Raw genomic sequence first — 23,960 nt, 5'->3', positions numbered from 1 at the left:
ACCTGTTGATAATAAGGCCGACAACGCCGCCCAGTCAATTCGGGCGTAAGGCCTCAGCCGAATCCCCCCTCCAGGAAGCGCTCGGCAAAGGCGCAGTGGAGTGCGACGCCCTTCGCCATCACCGCCTCGTCGATCGTCATGCGCGTGTTGTGGAGCGGCGGGGCGGTGGCGGGGTCGACGTCCTCCGGGGCGACGCCGAGGAAGGCCATCGCGCCCGGCACCTCGCGCAGCACATAGGAGAAGTCCTCGCCGCCCATGATCGGCGCTGGGACGGTGCGCCAGCCGCGGCCGCCCAGCCCCTCGGCGATGCCCTGCACCAGCTCGACCGCGCGCGGATCGTTACGCGTCACCGGATAGCCCTCGTCGATGCGTAGCTCTGCGGTGCAGCCGTGTGCGGCAGCGACATGCTCGACGATGCGGGCGAGGCCCGCCTGAGCCTTGGCGCGGGTGGCGTCGGAGAGGGTGCGGAGCGTGCCCTTCATCTCCACCTCGTCGGGGACGATGTTGTAGGCGGAGCCCGCGTCGATCTTCGTGATCGACAGCACCGCCGGGTCGGTGACCGCGATCTGGCGCGCGACGAAGGTCGAGAGCGCGGTCACCATCTCGCAGGCGACCGGGATCGGATCGAGCCCCTCGTGCGGCATCGCCGCGTGCCCGCCCTGGCCGCGCACGGTGATGTTGAGCTGATCGGTCGAGGCGAGCAGCGGGCCCGGGCGGCTCATCACCAGCCCGCCCGGCGCGTTCGGCCAGATATGGAGCGCGAAGGCGGCGTCCGGCCGCGCGATGTCGAGCAGCCCGTCCTCGATCATGTGCCGCGCGCCGTGATGCCCCTCCTCGCCCGGTTGGAACATGAAGACGACGGTGCCGGGAAGCTGCTCGCGCCGCGCCGACAGAGCGCGGGCGGCGCCGACCAGCATCGCCGAATGGCTGTCGTGACCGCAGGCGTGCATCGCGTTCGGCACCCGGCTCGCGAAGTCGAGCCCGGTCTCCTCCGGCATCGGCAGCGCGTCCATGTCGCCACGCAGCAGCACGGTGCGGCCGTTGTCGGAGCCGCCGCGCAGGATGGCAATGAAGCCGGTGGTCGAGGTCGATTCGTGGATCTCGAGTGGCAGCCCCTCCAGCGCCGCACGTAGCTTGGCGGTGGTGCGCGGGCAATGGAGGCCGATCTCGGGATCGGCGTGGATCGCGCGTCGCAGCGCGACGACATCGTCGAGCTCGGCGGCGCCGGCGGCGGTCCAATCGGTGGTGAGGGGGGCGTTCATAAGCGACTCCGGCGAAAAGGCCATCCTAGAGCGAATGGCAGGAATCTGATCAACCATTCGTCACCCCGAACTTGTTCCCGGGGTCCACCGGGCGGTCGAGTACAGGTTTCACCGTTCCAGCTGCAACCCGGCGCCAGTCCTTGGAGGAGTGGATGCCGGAACAAGTCCGGCATGACGAATTATGGGGTCTGGACCCTAGATCGGTGGAGCAGCTGCACACCGTCACAGAACTGAAACCATAACGTCGCCGATACGACATCGATCCCCCCTAGCGGCGGCGGCAAGCGCACGGCCGTGGCGCTCGTCTCACGACCATCTTCATCGCCATCAGGGGGGCGACATCCATGATCGACCGGAAGACCATTCTCTGCGGCTGCGCGCTTGCCGCGCTGCTCGCGCCGATCGGCGCGGTCGCGCAGGATCAGGCCGGTGCCGAGAGTTCGACGCAGAGCGCCGGCGACACACCGCGCGCCAACGACATCATCGTCACCGGCAACATCGAGTTCCGCAACCGCACCGACGATCCCAACCCGGTGCTTTCCTACGACCTCGAATATTTCCAGAAGTTCGAGCCGGTGTCGGTCGGCGAGATGCTGAAGCGCGTGCCGGGCGTGACCTTCACCTCCGACGTGCTAGAATATGATGCGGTGCAGTTCCGCGGCCTGCCGCCGGGCTATACCCAGGTGCTGATCAACGGCCGCCGCGCTCCGGGCGGCGAGGCCGACCGCAGCTTCTTCGTCGACCGCATCCCGGCCGAGCTGGTCGAGCGCATCGAGCTGGTCCGCTCGCCGACCGCCGACCAGCCGAGCGAGGGCGCCGCCGGCACGCTCAACATCATCACCAAGGAATCGACCAGCTTCGAGGGCGGGTTCCTGAAAGGCGGCGCATTGATCAACACCCGGGACGGCGGAGTCCGCCCGTCGGGGGCGATCGCCTATGCCGGCCGCATCAGCGATTCGACCGATTTCTGGGGGGCGCTCAACTATCAGAAGCGGCGCAATCCGAAGAAGAAGGTCTCGTACCGCTTCGACGACACCCCGGTGACCGACGACAAGCGCTTCCCCGACGGGCTGGACAGCAAATACGTCACCGATCCCGAGTTCAACAACTTCGAGGCGCAGAGCGACACCCGGGACGGCAGCGACCTGTCGGGCAGCGGCGAGATCAGGACGCGCTTCGGCGACGGCGGGCATTTCCGCATCGGCGGCTTCTTCGTCGACACCGACCGCGACGAGGACGAGACCTCGCTCACCTGGGAGGGCGCCGACCTCGATTTCGACGGGGTCGAGACCCAGCATGAGGAGATCGACCAGCAGACCTATGCGGTCACCGCCGATGCGCTGATCCCGCTCGGCAATCTGAAGCTCGGCATCGCGGGCGCGTGGAACGCCTACCGCGACCACACCGTCGCCTCGACCTTCAAGGGAGACGAGGAGGATCTGAGCGATCTCGAGGCGGACGAGGTCGAGACGACCCGGATCAAGGACGACGAATATACCGGCACGCTGTTCCTGCGCTACGGCGACGGCGGTCCGTTCAAGGCCAAGGCGGGCATCGATCTGCTCAGCAAGACGCGCAACGGCTTCAATTCGGTGTTCAAGGTCGAGGACGACGAGACCGAGGTCGATCCGGCGGCGAACTTCAAGATCAGGGAGAAGCGCTACGACCCGTACCTGCGCCTCACCTTCGAGCCGGCGAGCGCGCTCACGGTCGACGCGGGCCTGCGTTACGAGATCACCGACCGCAAGACGACCGGTGCCGAGGGCACCGCCAAGTACAATGCCGACCTGCTCAATCCGTCGCTGCATATCCGCTATGCGCCGACGTCGCGCGACCAGTTCCGCGCCTCGGTCGCGCGGACGGTGCGGCGGCCCAACTACGACATGATCTCACCCTATGTGCAGGAAGAGAGCCCGGGCGACGATGACAATACGATCGGCAATCCGTCGCTGCGCAACGAGCAGGCCTGGGGCGTGGACGTCGGCTATGAGCGGCGGCTGGGCGCCAAGGGCATCCTGGGCGTCAACGTCTTCTATCGCGACATCAAGGACCTGATCGAGCTGGTGGCGTTCGAGAACAGCGACGCCGGCGGCCAGAACTTCCGGCCGCAGAACATCGGCGACGGGCAGACCTGGGGCGTCGAGGTCGACTTCTCGACTCCGGTCAAGCTGTTCGGCTTCGGCGAGACCGGCCTGTTCGCCAACTACACCTATCTCGACAGCAAGACGACGGACCCGTTCACCGGCGAGGAGCGGCGCTTCAACAACCAGCCGCACCATATCTACAACGTCGGCTTCATCCAGAACGTCGATCCGGCGGACGTGAGCTTCGGCGCGACCATCTCGGGCCGCAGCCGGGCGACCGAGTCGAACTTCGACGAGACGGTCGGCCTGCGCTACGACCCCGACCTGGAGGCGTTCGTCGAGAAGCGGATCGGCAAACATTTCGTGCTGCGCGCCTCGGTGCAGAACCTGCTCGACCGCGTGAAGTACGAGGATTTCCGCAAGTACGACGGCGACTCGTATGAGGAGATTCTGAAGGCACGCGCCGACGGCGATCTCGACGAATATGAGATCGAGCGCGAGCATTCCGGCCCGCTGGTCCAGCTCACGCTACGCGCGGCGTTCTGATCTTTTGCAACCACGGGCTCCCACGAAGGTGAGAGCCCGTGGCCTGTCTTGTTCGGATTGAAGTAGTGCTCCTGCGAAGGCAGGAGCTCAGGCGGCAAGCGACACCGCGCCGATCCAAGGCTCCTGCCTTCAGGAGCACGTGGGTGCTCAATAGCGGCCAGTGGACCGGACTACCTCCGGAATAACCCGCCCAGCACCCCCCGCACCAACCCGCCCACGATGCTGCCCGCCGCGCCGCCGCGGCGGGAGCCGCCGAAGATCGCCTTGGTCACCTCGTTGGCGACGGCACGCCCGGCGGCGGAGCTGGCCGAGCGGGTCGCGGAGGTGATCGCCTTGTTCCACGGGTTGTTCGCCGCCTCGCGCTCGGCGGCGATGCGGGCGCGTTCGGCTTCCTTGGCGGCGGCCGCCTCCTCCTTCGCCTTGAGCGCGGCCGCCTTCTCCGCCTCGTCCTGCGCCTTGGCGGCGGCGGCCGCGGCGGCGGCCTCGTTGGCCTTGGCGGCGAGGATCTCCTCCGCCGATTCGCGGTCGACCGCGGTGTCGTACTTGGCGCCGATCGCGTCGGTCTGGATCAGCACGCCGCGCTCGACCGGGGTGACCGGGCCGACGCGCGAGTACGGCGGCTTGATCAGCGTGCGCTCGACCGGCGAGGGCGCGCCATCGGGCTGGAGCAGCGACACCAAAGCCTCGCCGACCGCGAGCTCGGTGATCGCGGTGGCGACGTCGACGCCGGGATTGGCGCGGAACGTCTCGGCCGCGGACTTGACCGCCTGCTGGTCCTTGGGGGTGAAGGCGTTTAGCTTGTGCTGGACGCGGTTGTTGAGCTGGGCCGCGACCGTGTCGGGGATGTCGATCGGATTCTGGGTGATGAAATAGACGCCGACGCCCTTCGAGCGGATCAGGCGTACGACCTGCTCGACCTTCTCGAGCAGCGCCTTGGGCGTGTCGTTGAACAGCAGATGCGCCTCGTCGAAGAAGAAGACGAGCTTGGGCTTGTCGGGGTCGCCGACCTCGGGAAGCGTCTCGAACAGCTCGGACAGCAGCCACAGCAGGAAGGTCGAATAGAGCTTGGGGCTCGCCATCAGCTTGTCGGCGGCCAGGATGTTGACGATGCCACGGCCCTTGTCGTCGGTCGCGATGAAGTCCTCGATCGCCAGCGCCGGCTCGCCGAAGAAATGGTCGCCGCCCTGGGCACGCAGCTGGAGCAGCGAGCGCTGGATCGCGCCGACCGACTGTTTCGAGACGTTGCCGTAGGTGGTGGTGAGCTCCTCGGCACGTTCGGCGCAATGGGTCAGCATCGACTGGAGATCGTCGAGGTCGAGCAGCAGCAGCCCGTCCTTGTCGGCGACGTGGAAGGCGATGGTCAGCACGCCTTCCTGCACCTCGTTGAGGTCCATGAGCCGCGCGAGCAGCAGCGGGCCCATCTCGCTGACGGTGGTGCGGATCGGATGGCCCTGCTCGCCGAACAGGTCCCAGAACTGCACCGGATTGTCGGCATAGGCCCAGTCGGTCAGCCCGATCTGCTTGGCGCGCGCGGCGAAGGCCTCATGCGTCTTGGCGGTGGCGGCGCCCGCCATGGCGAGGCCGGAGAGGTCGCCCTTCACGTCCGCGACGAAGCTCGGCACCCCGTTCGCCGAAAAGCCCTCGACGATGCCCTGCAGCGTCACCGTCTTGCCGGTGCCGGTCGCGCCGGCGATCAGGCCGTGACGATTGGCACGCTTGAGCTGGAGCTCCTGCCGGACGCCGGCGGCGCTGGAACCGATGTAGATCGAGTCGGACATGAAAAATCCCTCCCGGGTTGCCCCGGGAGGGATAGCGCGAATGCGCGGTTTTCCAAGCCTGTCGCGGTTATTTCAACCGAACGGCGATGAAGCCGCCGTTGCCGCGCGCCCGCTGGATATAGAGCAGCACCTGGTCGCGCCCGGCCGACTTGGCGGCGTTCACCGCGCTGTTGAACTCGGCGAGGCTCGTCACCGGCGTGCGGTTGACCGAGACGATCACGTCGCCGCGGCGCAGCCCCTTGTTGGCGGCGTCGCTCGAGGGATCGGCGGAGACGATCACCACGCCGCGCGTGGCTGGATCGACGCCAACCTGGCGGGCGATCTGCGGCGTCAGCGGCGTGAGCTGTAGCCCCAGGCTGTTGGGCGTGGTGGCGGAGCCGCCATTGTCGTCCGGCAGCCCGTCGTTGTCGTCGTCATTGTCCTGGCTGAAACCGGTGAGCTGATCCTCCGGCGGACGCGTGCCGACGGTCACGTTGACCGTCACCGGCTTGCCGTCACGCACCACCGACAGCGGTACGCGGGTGCCCGGCGTCTGGCTGGCGATCAGATAGCTCAGCGTCTGATCGGGCGTGACCTCCTTGCCGCCGACGGCGACGACGACGTCGCCCTGCTTGAGGCCGGCCTTGTCGCCCGGCTCGCCCGGCTCGATGCGGCTGACGATCTCGCCGCGGTTCTTCGGCAGACCCAGCGCCGCGGCAATATCGTCTGTGACCGGCTGGATGCCGACACCAAGATAGCCGCGCTGAACCGTCTTGCCCTTGAGCAGCGTGTCGATCACCGGCCGCGCCTCTTCGGCAGGAATCGCGAAGCCGATGCCGACGTTGCCGCCGGTCGGCGACAGGATCTGCGAGTTGATGCCGATGACGTTGCCGTTGAGGTCGAACATCGGGCCGCCCGAATTGCCCTGATTGATCGAGGCATCGGTCTGGATGAAGCGGTCGAGCGGACCGCTGCCGACGCGGTGGACCGCGGAGATGATCCCCGCCGTCACCGTCGAACCGAGCCCGAACGGCTGGCCGATCGCGACCACCCAGTCGCCGACGCGCGCGGCGGTCGAATCGCCCCATTTCACGAACGGCAGGTTGGTGCCCTCGATCTTGAGCAGCGCGAGGTCCGACGCCTGGTCGCGCCCGATCAGCCGCGCCTTGAACTCGCGGCGGTCGGTGAGGGTGACGGTGATGCTGTCGACCACGGCATTGCGCGAGCCGGGCGAGATCACATGGCTGTTGGTGACGATATAGCCGTCGGGAGAGATGATGAAGCCCGATCCCAGCGACGTCGCGTCACGCGTTACCGGACGTCCGCCGCCCTGCTGGCCGAAGCCGAACAGGTCGCCGAACGGCGTCCCCGCGAAGGGATTGGTCTGGTTGACGGTCACGCGCTGCTGGGTCGAGATGTTGACCACGGCGGGCTGCAGCTTCGCCACCATGTCGGCGAAGCTCATCGGCGCACCGGCCTTGGGCGCGGTCGCCTGGATCGTGCCAGGCTCGTTCTGGGCGGTCTGCGCGCCCGCGGGCGGCTGGAGCGTCGCCGAGACGGCGGCCCCGCCAAGAAGGAGCGCTGCGGTGAGAGCGTAGGCGTAACGCACGTTAAGGTCTTCCTCTCGAGCTCGAAATGGACTGGAGCGACGCGGGTCTAATGACGACTACAATGCTGAACGCTCACTGAAGATGAACGGTTCGACAGCAGATGACGCCTTTTTCATGCCCAACTTGGTGATGCCCTCGTTTCGAATCAACGCCCCTGGAACTCGCGCAGATAGCCGTTCTGCGGGCTCAGGATGATCGAGGTGCCGCCGCGCCCCTGGTCGGAGCCGCCGTCGGCGCCGAAGGTGTAGCGGTACGACTGCATGGCCCGATAGAAGTCGTAGAACTGCGCGTCCTTGCCGAAGGCGTCCGCATAGATTTTCGCCGCCTGCGCTTCGGCGTCCGCCCGGACGATCTGGGCGTTGCGCTGGCCCTGGGCGCGGATGGTGAGCGCCTGCTGCTGCCGGGCCGTCCGCATCCGCTCGAGCGCGCTTTCCAGCGGCGTGCCGTCGGGCAGGTCGGCATGTTTTATGCGCACGTCGACGATCTGGACGCCGTACTGGCTGGCGTAGTTCTGCAGGCGCTTCTGGATATTGTCCATCACCTGGCCGCGTTCGGGCGACAGCAGCACCGCGAAGTCGACCTTGCCGAGCTCGGCCCGAAGCGCCGAGCTGAACAGCGGCTGCAGCGCCGAGGTGACGCCGTCGACGCTGCGCGCGGTCACCACCATGCGGAGCGGATCGATCACGCGGAAACGGGCATAGGCGTCGACCTGGAGCCGGAGCTGGTCGGTCGACAGCACCGGCTGGTTGTCGAGGTCGACGTCGAGCACGCGCTTGTCGACCCAGACGATGCGGTCGATGAACGGGATGCGCGCGATCAGGCCCGCGCCGGTGCGGCCGAACTCCTCGCCCTGCCGCCACGCGTTGACGGTGCGCACCGGCACCTCGAAGCGCAGGATCACCGCCTGGCGCGTCTCGGGCACGATGGTGAAGGTGCTGGCGAGCAGGATCAGCGCCGCGAGCAGCAGGATGCCGAACGTCATCGGCCTGCGCAGGACGCCGTTCATTGGGCGCCTCCCTGCTGCACGGCGGGCGGCGTCTGCGCGTCCGGGATCGTGCGCCGCGCCTCGGGCAGCGGCAGATAGGGGGTGACGCCGGGGGCCTCGACGATCGTCTTGTTCGACTTGGCCAGCACCGCCTCCATCGTCTCGTAATACAGGCGCCGCTTGGTGACGTCTGGTGACAGCTTGTATTGCTCGTAGATCTTGTCGAACTGCGCCGCCTCGCCCTGGGCGCGCGCGATCACCTGCTGAGCATAGGCGCGCGCGTTGTTGAGGTTCGACTGCGCCTCCTGCTGCGCGGCCGACACCGCCTTGAAATCGTCGTTGACCGCATTGGGCGGATCGGCCTTGCTGATCGCCACGCCCTGGATGCGGACGCCCGAGTTATACTCGTCGAGCGTCTCCTGCATCAGCTGCTGCACGCGCGCCTCGATCACGGTACGGCCGCGGCCGAGCGCCTGGTCGAGATCGACGTCGGCGACCACCGCACGCATCACGCTTTCCGCCGTCGCGCGCACCGTCTCCTTGGGATCGCGAATCTGGAAGACATAATCCTGCGGATTGCCGATGTTCCAGCGCACCTGATAGGCGAGGTTGATGATGTTCTGGTCGCCCGTCAGCATCAGATTCTCTTCGCTCGAGCTGGTCGGGAAGGTCTCCTCACGGATGTTCTGGACGTCGATCTTCTCGACGTTGTTGAACGGCGACGGCAGTGTCAGGTGGATGCCGGGCTCGAGCACGCCGGCATAGCGGCCGAAGAAGGTGACGACGCCGCGCTCCTGCGGTGCGATCTGCCAGATGCTGGTGAACAGCACCCACAGCGCGACGATCAGCCCGACGCCGATCAGCCACAGGCTGCGCCCCGAGACGCCGCCGGGCAGGCCGGGACCGCCACCACCGCCGCGCGCACGCTTCAGGAACTCATCGAGCGAGCTGACCGATCCGGGGCGCGAGCGCCGGCCCTCGGGCGGAAAGGACCAGGGATTGCGCGGACCGCCGCCACCGCCCTTGCCCGAATCGTCGCCGCCCTTGCCTGAATCATCGCCGCCGCCCGTGGGCTTGCCGCCCCAGGGGCTTTTCGGCGGCTCGTTGCGAAGGATGTGGCCGCGCGCGCGCCATCCCGAAAGAATGTTCATGGAGGCCTTTATAGGACCGGAGACGCGGAAAAACAGTGGCAGTGCGCGAACGGCACCCTAAGTGGCACGGATGGCCGACCCCGAACTCACCAATCTGCCGCCCCGCGTCACCGGTCGCGTGAAGGATGGGCGCGCGACCTTGATGGTCGACGTGACCGGGCTCGATACCGCCGCAGCCGCGCTGCTCGAGGCCGAGGCGCGCGCCGCCGCGGAGGCGCAGGGCCTCACCGATGCGCGCGTGCTGCGCACCAGCGAGCGCCGCCCGCGGCGGCTGATTGCGGTGGCGAGCGGCAAGGGCGGGGTCGGCAAGTCGACCGTATCGGCGAATCTGGCGGTGGCGCTGCGGGCGCTGGGCCGCGATGCGGGGCTGGTCGACGGCGACATCTACGGTCCCTCGCAGCCTCGCTTGCTCGGCGCCGAGGGGATGCAGCCCGACGCGCGCGACAAGAAGATGATCCCCGTGACGACGCCCGCGGGCGTGCCGCTGCTGTCGATGGGGATGCTGGTGCAGTCGGGCCAGGCGCTGGCATGGCGCGGGCCGATGGCATCGAGCGCGCTCGGCCAGCTGATCGATGCGCATTGGGGCGAGGCCGATCCGCTGATCCTCGACCTGCCGCCGGGCACCGGCGATGTCCAGATCACCATGGTGCAGAAGCACAAGCCCGCGGGCGCGGTGATCGTCTCGACCCCGCAGGACCTGGCGCTGATCGACGCGGCGCGCGCGATCGACCTGTTCAACAAGGCCGGCGTGCCGATCATCGGCCTGGTCGAGAACATGGCCGGCTACGCCTGCCCGCATTGCGGCGAGATCTCCGATCCGTTCGGCCAGGGCGGCGCCGAGGCGGAGGCGAAGCGGCTCGGGATCGATTTCCTCGGCCGCATTCCGCTCAGCATCGCCGTGCGGCGCGATTCGGATGCCGGGCGCCCGCCGGCCGCCGGGAACGGGCCGGAGGCGGCGGCGTTCGAGGGGCTGGCGGAACGGCTCGACACCTGGCTCCGCGAACACGGAGGATGACATGCCGCTGACCCGCGACGAGGATATCAAGGCCCTGCTGGAGGGCGCGCGCGTGATCGCGCTGGTCGGCGCCTCCGACCGGCCCGACCGGCCGAGCTATGGCGTGATGAAGCGGCTGCAGGACCACGGCTATCGCGTGATCCCGATCAACCCGCAGATCACCGGCGAGCACATCCACGGCGAGTTCGTGTTCCGCGAGCTCGCGCAGATCGGCGAGCCGATCGACATCGTCGGCATCTTCCGCCGTCCTCAGGCCGCCGGCGAAGCGGTTGACGAGGCGATCCAAGTCGGGGCGAAGGCGGTGTGGATGCAGCTCGGGGTGATCAACCATGAGGCGGCGGCACGCGCGGAGGCGGCAGGACTCAAGGTGGTGATGGACCGTTGTCCCGCGATCGAGATCCCGCGGTTGGGCGTGGCGCCGGTTCGCTAGAAGCCATTCCGACGAACTTAGTCGTGCTCCCGCGAAGGCAAGGAGCCCTGGATCGCGGGCGTGTTGCTTGCGGCCAGATTTCCTGCCTTCGCAGGAGCACTGGGCACTGTGATCTTCGATGGTCCATTCCCTCTGCTCGATCAGAAACTGACTTTTGCCCATAAAATTCGCTTGACTGAAATATCATGCTGCCGGATTGATATCGAGGCTCATAGGCACACATCAGACGCGCCGGGGCCGTTGGCGAGAGGACCCGGCTATGGTTTCCAGGATTTCCTTGCTGGCGTCGGCGGCGCTGGCCGCGCTCGCGGCGACATCGGCGAACGCACAGGTTGCCGCGAGCGGCGCGGGCGGCGGCGCTGATCCGCAGATCGAAGCGGACATCGTCGTCACCGGCCTGCGCGCGACGCTCGCCAATGCGGCGAACATCAAGCGCGATTCGAACCAGATCCAGGATTCGATCGTCGCCGAGGACATCGGCAAGCTGCCCGACACCAACATCGCCGAGACGCTGCAACGCATCCCCGGCGTCCAGATCGCGCGCAACTCGCGCGGCGAGGGTAACGGCTATGTCGTGCACGGCCTCAAGCAGGTGATGACCACGATCAACGGCCGCCAGCTGTTCACCAACACCGGCCGCACCGCGACCTTGCTCGACTTCTCGTCGGACATCCTGTCGGGCCTCGATGTCTACAAGACCGCCACCGCCGACCAGATCGAGGGCGGACTCGGCGGGCTGATCAACATCCGCACCGCCCGTCCGTTCGACTTCAAAGGCTTCCATTTCGCGCTCACCGGATCGGCGGCCTATAGCGACTTCCAGGACAAGGCGTCGCCGCGCGTCTCCGGCGTGGTCAGCGACCGCTTCGATACCGGCATCGGCGAGATCGGCGTGCTGGTCGGCGGCCAGTACGAGCGTTTCTACTCGGCGGGTTACCAGGTCTCGACCAACGTCTACGGCAACACCAACAACCTCTACGATCGCGACGGCGACGGCGTTTTCCCGAACGACAGCGGCGATGCGGTGACGGTGCCGACCCAGTTCCGCCCGCGCTACGAGACCGGCAATCGCGTCCGCTCGACGATGTACGCGGCGCTGCAGTGGCAGCCCTCGCCCGAGCTCGAGATCCACGCGGACGCGATGCGCAGCCATTCGGGCGGGCACAGCTTCACTCAGCAGCTCTCCATCCAGATCGACGGCGCGACGCGCGGCGTGCCCGGGAGCTTCATCTACAAGGACGCGCCGAACGGCAACGTCCCCGACAGCTTCGGGCTGACCAACGCACTGGTGCGCTCGGTCACCGGCGCGTCGGACAATCCCTACGACACCACCAGCCTGGGGCTCGGCTTCAACTGGAAGAGCGGGCGCTTCTCGCTGGCCGGCGAGGCGGCATATATTGATAGCTCAGGGCCATTCTATTCCCGCAGCATCGCGATCCAGACGCGCGCGCCGGGGGCGACGGTCGACCTCTCGGGAGCGACCCCGGACACGTCGGTGAGCGGCGTCGACGTCGCCAATCCCACGAGCTATGCGGCGACGGCCATCTATTCGGACCTCGGCCAGCAGAGCCTCGGCCGCGAGTCGTCGTTCCGCCTCGACGCCAAGTACGAGTTCGCCAACAGCCCGCTGACCGCGCTGCTGGTCGGCGGCCGCTGGGCGCGGCACCGGGCGGTCAACGACGTCTACAGCGTCAGCTCGACGGTGACGCTGACCCAACCGCTCGCCAACGTCGGCGAGCTGACGCCGGGCAATCTGTTCACCGACCAGAACGCCTCGATCAACCAGTGGCTGGCGATCGCCTCCCCCTTCATCAAGGATGCGACGCGCATGCGCGTGCTGGCGGGCATCTCGATCGACGATCCGGTCTATCCACTCGGCAACCACTTCAACTATCTGGAGACGGTCTGGGCCGGCTATGCCCAGGCGCGGTTCGGCTTCGACCTGGGCGTGCCGATCGACGGCAATGTCGGCATCCGCTACGTCAGCACCAAGAACCACCAGCGCGTGTTCGACGCGGCGGGGCAGCCGGTCGAGGGCAGTGCCACCTACGACAATTGGCTGCCGAGCGTGAATGTGCGCGCCAAGTTCACCGACAATCTGTTCCTGCGCCTCGCCTATTCCAAGGCGATCACCCGGCCCGATTTCGGCAACCTGTCGCCGGCGCTGGTGCTCAACGCGGTCAACTTCACCGGCAGCGGCGGCAACCCCAATCTGCAGCCGACCAAGGCCGACCAGTACGACGCCAGCCTCGAATATTATTTCGGCAAGTCCAACTATGCCGCGGTCGCGCTGTTCCAGAAGGACGTCACCGGCTTCATCCAAAAATTCTCGGTGACGGAGACGATCGACGGCCAGGATTATCAGATCAGCCGCCCACGCAACACCGGATCGGGCACGATCAAGGGATTCGAGCTCACCTACCAGCAGTTCCTCGACTTCCTGCCCGGTCTGCTGAGCGGCCTCGGCTTCCAAGGCAACTACACCTATGTCGACAGCAAGCTGCCCGTCGTCGGCCAGACCGTGATGGTGCCGGCGGACCTTTTGTCCAAGCATAGCTTCAACCTGACCGGCATCTATGAGAAAGGACCGCTGTCGCTCCACGTCTCGTACAACCGGCGATCGAAGAGCGTGCAGACCAACTTCGCCGACACGGCCGGACGGACGCTGTGGAACGCGCCGCAGGAATCGCTCGATTTCTCCGCGACCTACGCGTTCGACGAGCATTTTTCGATCAAGTTCGATGCGGTGAATCTGTCGTCGGCCTATCAGGTGCAATATTATGGCACGCCCGACCTTCCGACGCTGTCGAACCAGCTCGACCGCACCTATCAGCTCGGGTTCCACGTCAATTTCTGAAAAGGGGGTGGGCCGGAAGCGGCGACGTTTCCGGCCTTTACTTACGGCGGCGGCGGGGCTGCTCGCCGCGGCGCCGGTGGCCGCGCAGCTCGACGGGAACTTCGACGAGGCAAAGGTCCCCGCCTATACCCTGCCCGATCCGCTGACGGCGGCGGACGGCACGCGCATCACCAGCGCCCGGCAATGGTGGAGGCAGCGCCGGCCCGAGCTCGTCCGCCTGTTCGAGACCAATATCTACGGCATCGCCCCACCGCCGCCGCGCCACATGCGCTTCGTCGTCACCGACCTCGATCGCGCAGCACTGGGCGGTCTCGCGGTGCGCAAGCAGGTGAGCATCTATCTCGACGGCGCCGCCGGGCCACGGATGGCGGTGCTGCTCTACCTTCCTGCCCGCGCGAATAAGCCTGTACCGGTCTTCGTCGGGCCGAACTTCCACGGCAACCAGGCGGTCAATCCCGACCCGGCGATCGCGATCACGCCGAGCTGGGTCGTGCCTGCCGAGGGCGTCGTCAAAGGGCGGGCGACGGAACGCTCGCGCGGCATCGACGCCGCGCAATGGCCGATCGAGGAGATCGTCAAGGCCGGCTACGGCGTCGCCACCTATTTCACCGGCGATCTCTACCCCGACGGCGACGGCAAGTTCGCCGAAAGCATCCAGCCCTATTATCGCACCACCGCCTCGACGCCCGACCGCTGGGGCGCGATCGCGACCTGGGCCTGGGGTCTCAGCCGCGCCTATGACTATCTCGCCACCGACCGCGACGTCGATGCGGGGCGCGTGATCGTGTTCGGCCACTCGCGTTATGGCAAGGCGGCGCTATGGGCGGGCGCGCGCGACACCCGCTTCGCCGCCGTCATCTCGAACGATTCCGGCGAGGGAGGCGCCGCGCTCTACCGGCGACGGTTCGGCGAGACGATCCGGGTGATGAACGACTATTGGTTCGCGCCGACCTACAAGACCTATGCGGATCGCGAGGCGGCGCTGCCGGTCGACGCGCACGAGCTGATCGCGCTGGTGGCGCCGCGGCCTGTCTATGTCGCCAGCGCCAGCCTCGATCTCTGGTCCGATCCCAGGGGCGAGTTCCTCGCGGCCAAGGCGGCCGAGCCGGTTTACCGACTGCTCGCCGCCGAAGGACTCGCAGCCGAGGCGATGCCGCCGCCGGACCAGCCGGTGCTGTCGCGCATTGCCTATCATCTGCGCGCGGGACCGCACGACATCACGCGCTGGGACTGGGCCAACTACATCCGCTTCGCCGACCGCTATCTGCCGGCGAAGCGACGCTGAGCTCAGGCGAGCACCGCCAGCGCTCCGGTGGATTCGAGACGCTCGAGATGGCGGGTCAGCGTCGACCGGACCAGCTCATCCGCGGCGAGCGCGGGCGGGAAGATCGCGTCGATCGCCAGCAGCGCCGCAACGCGCTCCGCCGCCGAGCCGCAGCCCGCAAGCGCCGCCGCGGTCCTGGCCGCAAGGGGGTCGTCGACCGTGAAGGTCGTCCCGGCATCGTCGACGCCGCCCTGCCAGCGCATCCAGGCCGCCACTGCCAGCGCCAGCGTCTCCACCTCCAGCCCCGCCGCGCGCCGCGCCGCGATCGTCGCGAGCAGGCGCTGGGGCAGCTTCTGCGAGCCGTCCATCGCGATCTGGCGCGTGCGGTGCTGCAGCGCGCTGTTGGAGAAGCGCGCCATCAGCTCGCCGCGATAGGCGGCGATATCCAGCCCGGCGGGCGGATCGAGCGTCGTCGCCGCCTCGTCCCACAGCCGTTCGACGAAGCGCCGACCCTCCGGCCGCGCGACGAACTGGTGGACGAACTCGATGCCGGCGAGCCCGCCCAGATAGGCGATCCCCGAATGCGCGCCGTTGAGCAGCCGGAGCTTCGCCTCCTCCCACGGCGCGACGTCGCCGGTGAGCTGGACGCCGAAGCGCACGAAATCGGGCCGTTCGGAGGCGAAGCTGTCCTCGATCACCCATTGGCTGAAGGGCTCGGTCTTGACCATCGCCTGGTCCTCGACGCCGAGCTGGATGGCGAGCGCGGCGATATCGTCGGGCGTGGTCGCCGGCACGATGCGGTCGACCATCGTCTGCGGGAAGGCGCCGTGCCGGTCGATCCATTCCGCCAGGGCCGGGTCGTGCCGCTCGGCCATCGTCAGCACCGCCTGGCGCAGCCGCCGGCCGTTGTGCGGCAGGTTGTCGCAGCTGATCGCGGTAAACGGCGGCAGCCCCGCCTCGCGACGACGGGCGAGGCCGGCGACGAGGAAGCCGGGGGCAGTACGCGGCGCTGCCAGGCTGGCAAGGTCGCTCGCGACGTCCGCCTCCTGCTCGAGCAGCGCGCCGGTCGCCGGGTCGAGGCGATAGCCCTTCTCGGTCACGGTCAGCGTGACGATGTGGACGTCCGGGCTGGCCAGCGCTTCGACCACTGCGGCCGGGCTCTCGGGCGCGACCAGCACGTCCTGCGTCGCGCCGATGATCCGCACGCGCTGTTCGTCGCCCTGACGGACCACCAGGCTGTAGAGCCCGTCCTGCGGCACCATCTGGTCGCGCACGCCCGGCGAGCGCAGCGACACGCCGAGGATGCCCCAGCGCAGATCGCCGTCCGCCAGCGCCGCGTCGAACACCGCCGCCTGATGCGCGCGGTGAAACGCGCCGATGCCGAGATGCACCACGCCGGCGCGAACCGCTGCGCGATCGTAGGGAGGAGGCGTCACCGCCGCAGGCAGGCTGGACAGATTGGACAGGGAAAGCCGGTCGGTCATGATCATCCTAGTTGGCCGGGGCGGGAGGTGAACCGCTGCCAGCGGTCGATTGCGGACGCAAGCTCAAGCAGGCGGACGACCTTCTAGTCCGAACCCTTGCGGCGGCGAAAGAGATATCTCATAACTTTATTGATATCTTAATAGCAGATCGGACGCCGCCGTCCGGGAGAGGGAGCCGCGATGATGCAGCGTCACGTCATGGGAATGCTCGGCCTGCTGGTGGTCGCTTTCCTGCTTCCGACGATGCCGGCGGCGCGTGCGCAGCCTCGCACCGAAGTGGCGCTTGCCGAGGGTTGGCGATTCCATCTCGGCGATGCCCCGGCCGGCGCGATCGCGCCCGGCTTCGACGACGGAAGCTGGGAGCGGGTGTCGGTGCCACACACCTGGAACCGGCTTGGCAGCTATGAGCTGAAGCGTCGTGCCGATGCTAATGTGGTCCGCGGCGTGGGCTGGTATCGGCTCCGGTTCCTGGCGCCCGCCGACCTCCGGCAGAAGCGCGTGTTCCTGCAGTTCGACGCCGCCAGCATCGTCGCCGAGGTCTGGCTGAACGGCCGGCGGCTCGGCGCGCATGCCGGCGCCTTCAGCCGCTTCCGCTTCGACGCCACCAACGCCGTGCGCGAGGGCGACAATGTGCTGGTGGTGAAGGTCGACAATTCCAAGCCCGATCCCGGCAGTCCCACGCAATATGTCGTGCCGATCTCGGGCGATTTCTTCATGTATGGCGGGCTCTATCGGCCGGTGTCGCTGCTGGTCACAGGTGAGCGGCATGTCGACCTGCTCGATCATGGCGGCCCCGGCGTCTACGCGCATGCGACCAGCCTCACCGACCAGGCGGCGGAGGTGTCGGTGCTCGCGCGCCTCCGCAACGACGGATCGGATGCGACCGATCTTACGGTCCGCACGCGCATTGCCGATGCGACGGGGCGGGAGGTAGCGCGAGACGAGCGCACGCTACGTCTGGCGCCGGGCGCCACCGGCGAGAGCCGGGCTGCGTTGAGGCTGACGTCGCCGCGTCGGTGGAACGGTCCGGCCAACCCTTATCTCTATCGGACCATCGTCGAGGTCGTGGACAAGGGGCGCGTTACCGATCGCGTGACCCAGCCGCTCGGCCTGCGCACCGTCGCGATCGATCCGGTGCACGGCTTCATCCTCAACGGACGGCCGATGCAGCTCCACGGCGTCACACGGCATCAGGACCGGCAGGACAAGGGCTGGGCGCTGTCGCTCGCGGATCATGAGGAGGACATGGCGCTGATCCGCGAGATCGGTGCCAACAGCGTGCGCCTGTCGCACTACAACCATGCCGAGCCGTTCGACGACCTCGCCGACCGCTACGGCGTCATCCTCTGGGCCGAGCTGGGGCTGGTCAACCTCGCCTCGATCCCCGGCCAGGCGGACACGCCGCCCGAGATGCGCGCCAGCGCCGAGCAGCAGCTGATCGAGCTGATCCGCCAGAACTACAACCATCCCTCCGTCGCCGTCTGGTCGATCGGCAACGAGATCACCAACTGGTCGTCAAAGGGGCTGACCCCGTCGAACGCGCGGCCGCTGATGACCGCGCTCGACGCGCTCGCGCATCGCGAGGATCCGACGCGGCCGACCACCATCGCCGTGTGCTGCGAGCCGCTGCCGGGCGACAAGGACGACGGGCGCGACCGCACCTCCGGCACCGCCGACACGGTCGCCTACAACCTCTACCTCGGCTGGTACGGATCGGGCCATGCCGAGGAGGCGGCGAAGCTGGGCGGGGTGCTGACCGGATTGCATCGTGAGCGGCCCGACCTGCCGATCGGCGTCGGCGAATATGGCGCTGGCGGCGCGGTGACGCAGCACACCGACAACCCGTTCGGCGGCAAGATCGAAAGCATCTCGCGCCCGCAGCCCGAGGAGGTCCAGGCCGCGGTGCACGAGCTGTCGTGGAAGGGGATCGCGCCGCTCGATTTCCTGTGGGGCAGCTGGGTGTGGCAGATGTTCGACGCGACCAGCGACCTGCGCGAGGAAGGCGACAGCTTCGACATCAATACCAAGGGGCTGGTGACCTTCGACCGCAAGACGCGCAAGGATGCCTTCTACTTCTACAAGGCGGCGTGGAGCGACAAGCCGGTGCTGTACCTGACCGGCCGGCGCTACGTCGATCGCGCCTATCCGATGGTCGACGTGCGCGCCTACAGCAATGCGGCGAGCGCGCCCCTGTCGCTCAACGGGCAACCGGTGGGGACGGCGCGGTGCGCCGATCACGTCTGCGTCTGGCCCGGCGTGCGGCTGCGCCGGGGCGAGAACCGGCTGGAGGCGGTGGCCGGCGGGGTCACCGACCGTATCACCTGGCGCTACGACGGTCCCGAGGATGCGCTCCATGTCCGCACCGGCACGCTCACCGGCGTGACCCTCGGCGACGGGACGCGCTATGGGTCCGACGACTTCTTCACCGGCGGCACCGGCTTCACGCTCAACCCGTTCAAGCGCGAGCTCTACGCCAGCGGGACCGGCAGGCCCGCCAATCCACCCAAGATCGTCACCGGGACGGCGACGCCCGAGCTCTATGCGAGCTGGCGCGCGGGGCAGCGGTTCGGCTACGCGCTGCCGCTTCCCGACGGCGACTATCGAGTGACGCTCCACCTGTTCGATCCGGTGGAGACGGCGGCCGGCAAGCGCGTCTTCACCGTCACCGCGAGCGGCGGCGAGCGGCGCCGCATCGATCCGGTGGCGCTCGCGGGTGCAGGACTGAAGGCGGTGACGGTCGAGCTGCCGGCGACGGCGAAGGACGGCCGGCTCAGGCTCGACTTCGCCGCCGACCGCGGCGAGGCGCTGGTGTCCGCGATCGACGTCGTGCGCCGCTGATCAGTCGCCGAGCCCCTTGTGCTCGGTCAGGCGGAAGATGCGGTCCATCTCGTGCCACTTCGTGCCGGGGGTGGCGGCGGGGATCGGCTGCTGGAACCGCCGCATCCGCTCCTCCCAGGCGACGACGGCGGGGTTGGCCTCGTCCATCGCCGCCTTGCGTTCGGCGGAGAAATCCTCGGCGGCGTCGATGATCATGAACAGCCGGTCGCCGGCACGGTAGATCTCCATGTTGTCGATGCCCGCGTCGCGGATCGACTGGATGACTTGCGGAGGGGTGTGCCCCACCTGATGCCAGCGCTCATATTCGGCGATCAGCGCGGCATCGTCGACGAGATCGAGCGCGAGACAGATGCGGCGGGTCATGCGTCTTCCTTCTGTGCGGACGGCACCGGTGCATCGGCGCGGATCAGCCCCTGCTCTTTGAGCTCAATCCATAGCGTGGCGGGAATGGGCGTGGCGAGCAGACGGCGTGCGTCCGCGACCTGATCGGGGCTACCCATGCCGGGGATCGCCGCCGCCACCTGCGGGTGAGCGAGCGGGAACTGCAGCGCCGCAGCCGCCAGCGGCACGCCATGGCGGTCGCACAGCGCCTCGATCGCCGCGACGCGCTCGACGATCGCGGGCGGGGCCGGCTCGTAATTATAGTGGGGCGTGCCCCCGCCGCGCACGCCGGTCGCGAGGATGCCCGAGTTGAAGGGCCCGCCGATCACGATCCTGACGCCGCGCCGCTCGCACAAGGGCAGGAAGGAGGCGAGCGCCTCCTGTTCGAGCAAGGTATAGCGGCCGGCGAGCAGCACGACGTCGAGGTCGCCGTGCTCCAGCATCTCCTCGACCACCTGATATTCGTTGACGCCGAGGCCGATCGCACCGACGGCGCCGGCCTCGCGCAGCTCGCGCATCGCGCGGTAGCCGCCATCGAGGAACTCGGCGAAGCGGCGGGGATGATCGTCGCCGTGGGTGGCCCGGCCGACATCGTGCACGTAGAGGATGTCGATCCGCTCGCGCCGCAGCCGCTGCCGGCTCGCCTCGTAGGAGCGCATCGCCCCGTCGTAGGAATAGTCGAACACGCTCTCGAACGGCTCGGGTGTGACGAAGCCCTGGCGCGGCCGGCCGGGATCGGCATCGGGACGGGGATCCAGCCGCCGCCCGACCTTGGTCGAGACGATCGCGCTCTCGCCGGGGTCGAGCGCGGACAGCGCCGCGCCGAGCCGCTTCTCGCTGAGGCCGAAGCCGTAGTGCGGTGCGGTGTCGAAATAACGGATGCCGGCGTCCCACGCGGCACGCACCGTGGCGGCGGCATCCTCATCGGGCGTCGCGCGGTAGAGATTGCCGATCGCCGCGGCACCGAAGCCGAGCGGGCCCAGATCGTCGAAGTTCAAAGGTCAGCCTCTCCGATCGCGTAGAAGCGGCGCGCCGCCCCGACGAACAGCTCGTCCCGTGCCGCCGCATCCACCGGTGCGGCGAGATCATAAGCGGTATGGACCCAGTCGGCATAGCTGTCGCCGGCGTGCAGCAGCACCGGCCAGTCGCTGCCCCACATCAGCCTGCCGGGGAAATGCTGGACTAGATGCGCGACATAGGGTTGCAGGTCCGCCGCCGGCCGGCCCGGCGCCTGCTCCGTGCGCAGGCCCGAGAGCTTGCACCAGACATTGGGCAGCTCGGCCAGCGCGGCGATTTCCTCGCGCCAAGGGTCGAGCTCGCCACGCGCGGCGAATGGCTTGGCGCCATGGTCGATCACGATTGGAAGCTCCGGCCAACGCCTCGCGAACGTCAGCAACGGCGCGAGGTGGCGCGGCTGGATCAGCGCATCGAAGCGAAGGCCGTGCGCGATCATCGCCTCGATCGCAGACGCGCGCTCGGGCGCCAATATCCAGTCGTGGTCGTCGATCGCCTGCAGCATCGGCCGCAGCCCGCGCAGCTTTGGCCGGCGCGCCAGCTCGGCGATCCGCGCCGCCGCGTCGGGCCGGTCGAAATCGACCCAGCCGACGATCGCCTTCACCGTCGCGTCGTCGCCGGCGATCTCGCACATCCAGTCGGTGTCGCGGTCGTCCGGCTGCGACTGCACCAGTACGCTGCCGACGAGGTCGATGCCCGCCGCGGCCGACCTCAGGTCATCCGGTACGAAATCGCGATGGATCCGCGGCCATTCGGCGTCAGGCCAGCTCTGCCCCGGTCCGCCGATCCGCCAGAAATGCTGGTGCGCGTCGAGGATGCGCATCAGAACATGCCGAGGATGCGCTGCAGCGCCGCCTGGAAATGGCCGACCAGCGCGGCCTCGGCGGCATCGGCGTCGCGCGCCGCCGCCGCTTCGAGGATGTCGAGGTGCTCGCGCAGCGTCCTCAATGCCAGCGGCTGGGTGACGAGGCGATCGAGGCGGATCAGCGTCACGTAGTTCTTGAGGCGGCGCGAGGTGGTCTCGACCAGCGGGTTGCGCAGGCTGGCGATCATGCCGCCGTGGAGCCGCTCCTCGAGCTCGCCCAGGCGCACGAGCGCGGCGCCATCGAAGCCCGTCCGCTCGATGTCGGCGAGCAGCGTCTTGTGATCGGCGATCAGCCCGGCGACGACATCGGCCTCGGCGGTCTCGGCATAGGCCCGCGCCGCCGCACGCTCGATGATCGTGCGGAACTGATAGGTGCTGCGCGCGAGCTCCAGGTCGGGCTTCAGGAACTGGATGCCGGACCGCGGATGGATCGTCAGCACCCCCTCCGCCTCCAGCACGCGCAGGGCGTCGCGGAGCGGCTGCACGGGGATGCCGAGCAGGTTGACGAGGTCGTTCTGCGAAACGAATGCCCCGGCGGGCACGGTGCGGTCGAACAGCCCCTCCAGCACCTTGCGATAGGCGAGGTCGCTCAACCGTTGCGATCCGGCCACCGAACTGTCCTGCGCCGCTGCCGAAGTTGCCGCCATAGCCCCTGCCATATCTTAACAGCCGATTGATATTTCAAATCGGCATTATTGACCAGAGTGTAGTCGGCGGAGGGAGCTTAGTCGACGTTACCCTTATGCGAAGCTGTGGACATCGCCGATCGCGATATCGCTGCTGTTCTGCGCGGCGACGGCTCCTTCGCGCGTATGAGGAGAGATCAGGCCGTCGACGATCGCGCCCCTGACGTCGTCGAGCACCACGGCGGGCCGCGCATCCGGCGCCTCGGTACGGAAGGTCGCGTTCCTGAGCGCGAGGCGCCGGGCATGCCGCGCGAACAGGCCGAGTGCCGGCAGCGGGCCCATGAAGCTGACCTCCAGGCTGGTCTCGCGCCGGTCGGGCGGCACGCGCGCCGCATCCGCGGCGGTGCCGCCGCCGCGGTGGGTGACGTCGATGTCGGTGAAGCTCACGTCCTCCACCGGCGCGTCGGCGATGCCGGCGACGCCGCAGGGGAAGCGGGGATCGGCCCCGGATATGGTGATGTCGCTGAACCTGATCCGGCGGCATTGGCCGACCGGCGTCCCCGCCGGAGCGCGAAGGCGCGCGGCCTGGCGGACGAACAGCGGATGGTTGACCGGGTCGCGCATGATGATGCCGGAGACGAGCACGTCCTCCAGCGTGCCGCCGTCGACCACGCCCATCAGGATGCCGCGGCTGTTCTCGCAGGTGCAGTCGACGATCCGGATGTTGCGGAAGCCGCCGTTGCTCTCGGTGCCGAGCTTGATGCGGCCGAGCACGCCGATCTTGTCCGGCGCGCGATAGTCGGATGGACGATAGCTGCCGTCGAGCAGCGAGCCCATCGCATAGCCCATCGTCCTGCAGCCGGAGACGGTCACGTCCTCGCACGCGACCTTGCGGCCGAGAGCATAGCTGCTCTTGAGCACGATCGCGTCGTCCTTGGGCGCGTTGACCACGCAGCCGGTCACGCGCACGTCGCGGCAGCAGTCGATGTCAATGCCGTCGCGGTCGGTGTCGACGGTCAGGCCCTCGATTGCCATGTTGGTGACGCCGTGGGCGATCACGCCGAAATGGCCGCCCCGAAGGATGGTGAAGTCGCGCAGCCGCACATTGCGGCAGCGCATCAGGCCGATCGTCTTGTTGGCGCGCCCTACCGCCGCCTGCTCCTTGGGATCGCGGAGCCGCGCCTCGCGCGGGCTGAGCCCGAGCGCGGCGGGCGACTGCCAGCCGGGCCGCCCGTGCCAGCGGTCGCCCGGCCCCTCGCGGTCGAGCCCCACGCCATGCAGCATCCCGCGGCCGATGATCGCGATGTTGGATGCGCCGTCGCCGTAGATCAGGCTGTTGTGGACATGGGTGATCCCGAAGTCCTGAAACTGCTCCTCGAGGTCGTTCTCGGGCGGGTCGTAGCGGGCGCCATGCACAGCGGGGTCCGCCGCCTCGATCACCGATCCGGTCGCGAGCAGCAGCGTCACGTTGTCGAGCAGCCGGATCGAGAAGCAGAGATAGCGCCCCGCCGGCACCAGCACCGTCCCGCCGCCGGCGCGGCTGGCGTCGCGGATGGCGCGGTTGATCGCCGGGCTGTCGATGCTGCGGCCGTCCCCGCGCGCGCCATAGCGCCGCACGTCGTGGACCGACCCGTGAACGCCCGCAGCCGTAGCGAGCGCCGGTGATGTAGCCAACACCGCGGACAGGCCGAGAATCATCGTCCGTCGTTCGAACTCGACCCGCACCTCTCTCATCGCTTATCCCGTTGGCATATCTATTCAAGTATCTACTATATCAGTGCACTAAGAGAG

17 protein-coding genes are annotated in these 23,960 nt (G+C 68.2%); 6 read left to right on the top strand and 11 right to left on the bottom strand.

The window, feature by feature from the left end; all coding sequences use genetic code 11:
* Positions 1 to 53 precede the first annotated feature (53 nt).
* Positions 54 to 1,262: a M20 metallopeptidase family protein gene (locus AC2YHA_RS14690; protein WP_487402187.1), complete on the bottom strand. Its 1,209-nt coding sequence runs from the start codon at positions 1,260 to 1,262 to the stop codon at positions 54 to 56.
* A gap of 344 nt (positions 1,263 to 1,606) precedes the next feature.
* On the opposite strand from AC2YHA_RS14690, the gene AC2YHA_RS14685 reads away from it, so the two are divergent.
* Positions 1,607 to 3,892 (top strand): TonB-dependent receptor plug domain-containing protein, encoded by a 2,286-nt coding sequence (locus tag AC2YHA_RS14685; protein ID WP_487402186.1) that lies wholly within the window; start codon positions 1,607 to 1,609, stop codon positions 3,890 to 3,892.
* Between the two features lie 170 nt (positions 3,893 to 4,062).
* Here AC2YHA_RS14685 and AC2YHA_RS14680 read toward each other — a convergent pair whose 3' ends face one another.
* The 4 genes from AC2YHA_RS14680 to hflK form a co-directional block, all read right to left on the bottom strand.
* Positions 4,063 to 5,670: a helicase HerA-like domain-containing protein gene (locus tag AC2YHA_RS14680; RefSeq protein ID WP_487402185.1), complete on the bottom strand. Its 1,608-nt coding sequence runs from the start codon at positions 5,668 to 5,670 to the stop codon at positions 4,063 to 4,065.
* Between the two features lie 67 nt (positions 5,671 to 5,737).
* Positions 5,738 to 7,258, bottom strand: coding sequence for a Do family serine endopeptidase (locus tag AC2YHA_RS14675; RefSeq protein WP_487402184.1), 1,521 nt, complete (start codon positions 7,256 to 7,258; stop codon positions 5,738 to 5,740).
* Between the two features lie 146 nt (positions 7,259 to 7,404).
* Entirely contained in the window at positions 7,405 to 8,265 is an 861-nt protein-coding gene (hflC, locus tag AC2YHA_RS14670; RefSeq protein ID WP_233784286.1) for a protease modulator HflC, read from the bottom strand.
* A complete protein-coding gene (hflK, locus tag AC2YHA_RS14665) occupies positions 8,262 to 9,395 on the bottom strand; it encodes a protease modulator HflK (RefSeq protein WP_233784287.1) in 1,134 nt (377 codons plus the stop codon). The genes hflC and hflK overlap by 4 nt, the downstream gene beginning before the upstream one ends.
* Before the next feature lie 70 nt (positions 9,396 to 9,465).
* Here hflK and AC2YHA_RS14660 point away from each other — a divergent pair, with 70 nt between their 5' ends.
* The 4 genes from AC2YHA_RS14660 to AC2YHA_RS14645 all read left to right on the top strand — a co-directional run bounded on the left by AC2YHA_RS14660 (position 9,466) and on the right by AC2YHA_RS14645 (position 14,982).
* On the top strand, positions 9,466 to 10,410 hold the full coding sequence (locus tag AC2YHA_RS14660) for an Mrp/NBP35 family ATP-binding protein (RefSeq protein ID WP_487402183.1): 945 nt from the start codon (positions 9,466 to 9,468) through the stop codon (positions 10,408 to 10,410).
* Position 10,411: 1 nt separating this feature from the next.
* Entirely contained in the window at positions 10,412 to 10,840 is a 429-nt protein-coding gene (locus AC2YHA_RS14655; RefSeq protein WP_487402182.1) for a CoA-binding protein, read from the top strand.
* 259 nt (positions 10,841 to 11,099) lie between these two features.
* Positions 11,100 to 13,697, top strand: a complete 2,598-nt coding sequence (locus AC2YHA_RS14650; RefSeq protein WP_487402181.1) for a TonB-dependent receptor — start codon at positions 11,100 to 11,102, stop codon at positions 13,695 to 13,697.
* A gap of 7 nt (positions 13,698 to 13,704) precedes the next feature.
* Positions 13,705 to 14,982, top strand: a complete 1,278-nt coding sequence (locus AC2YHA_RS14645) for an alpha/beta hydrolase family protein (RefSeq protein ID WP_487402180.1) — start codon at positions 13,705 to 13,707, stop codon at positions 14,980 to 14,982.
* 2 nt (positions 14,983 to 14,984) lie between these two features.
* On the opposite strand, the gene AC2YHA_RS14640 is transcribed toward AC2YHA_RS14645, so the two are convergent.
* Positions 14,985 to 16,445, bottom strand: coding sequence for a mannitol dehydrogenase family protein (locus AC2YHA_RS14640; protein WP_487402179.1), 1,461 nt, complete (start codon positions 16,443 to 16,445; stop codon positions 14,985 to 14,987).
* Between the two features lie 180 nt (positions 16,446 to 16,625).
* Between AC2YHA_RS14640 and AC2YHA_RS14635 the strand changes: the two genes are divergently transcribed.
* On the top strand, positions 16,626 to 19,283 hold the full coding sequence (locus tag AC2YHA_RS14635) for a glycoside hydrolase family 2 TIM barrel-domain containing protein (RefSeq protein ID WP_487402178.1): 2,658 nt from the start codon (positions 16,626 to 16,628) through the stop codon (positions 19,281 to 19,283).
* Here the strand turns inward: AC2YHA_RS14635 and AC2YHA_RS14630 are convergent, their stop codons facing one another.
* The 5 genes from AC2YHA_RS14630 to AC2YHA_RS14610 all read right to left on the bottom strand — a co-directional run bounded on the left by AC2YHA_RS14630 (position 19,284) and on the right by AC2YHA_RS14610 (position 23,903).
* Positions 19,284 to 19,646 carry an L-rhamnose mutarotase gene (locus AC2YHA_RS14630; RefSeq protein ID WP_487402177.1) on the bottom strand — a complete coding sequence of 121 codons (363 nt, stop codon included), beginning with the start codon at positions 19,644 to 19,646 and terminating at the stop codon, positions 19,284 to 19,286.
* Entirely contained in the window at positions 19,643 to 20,662 is a 1,020-nt protein-coding gene (locus tag AC2YHA_RS14625) for an aldo/keto reductase (RefSeq protein ID WP_487402176.1), read from the bottom strand. The genes AC2YHA_RS14630 and AC2YHA_RS14625 overlap by 4 nt, the downstream gene beginning before the upstream one ends.
* Positions 20,659 to 21,501, bottom strand: a complete 843-nt coding sequence (locus tag AC2YHA_RS14620; RefSeq protein WP_487402175.1) for an amidohydrolase family protein — start codon at positions 21,499 to 21,501, stop codon at positions 20,659 to 20,661. Before AC2YHA_RS14620 ends, AC2YHA_RS14625 begins: the two co-directional genes overlap by 4 nt.
* Positions 21,501 to 22,190 carry a GntR family transcriptional regulator gene (locus AC2YHA_RS14615; RefSeq protein ID WP_487402174.1) on the bottom strand — a complete coding sequence of 230 codons (690 nt, stop codon included), beginning with the start codon at positions 22,188 to 22,190 and terminating at the stop codon, positions 21,501 to 21,503. Before AC2YHA_RS14615 ends, AC2YHA_RS14620 begins: the two co-directional genes overlap by 1 nt.
* A 93-nt stretch (positions 22,191 to 22,283) precedes the next feature.
* Entirely contained in the window at positions 22,284 to 23,903 is a 1,620-nt protein-coding gene (locus AC2YHA_RS14610) for a rhamnogalacturonidase (protein WP_487402173.1), read from the bottom strand.
* Positions 23,904 to 23,960 lie beyond the last annotated feature (57 nt).

It is taken from the genome of Sphingomonas sp. SRI_018 (assembly GCF_057586275.1).
This window is presented reverse-complemented; position numbering and strand designations above follow the sequence as displayed.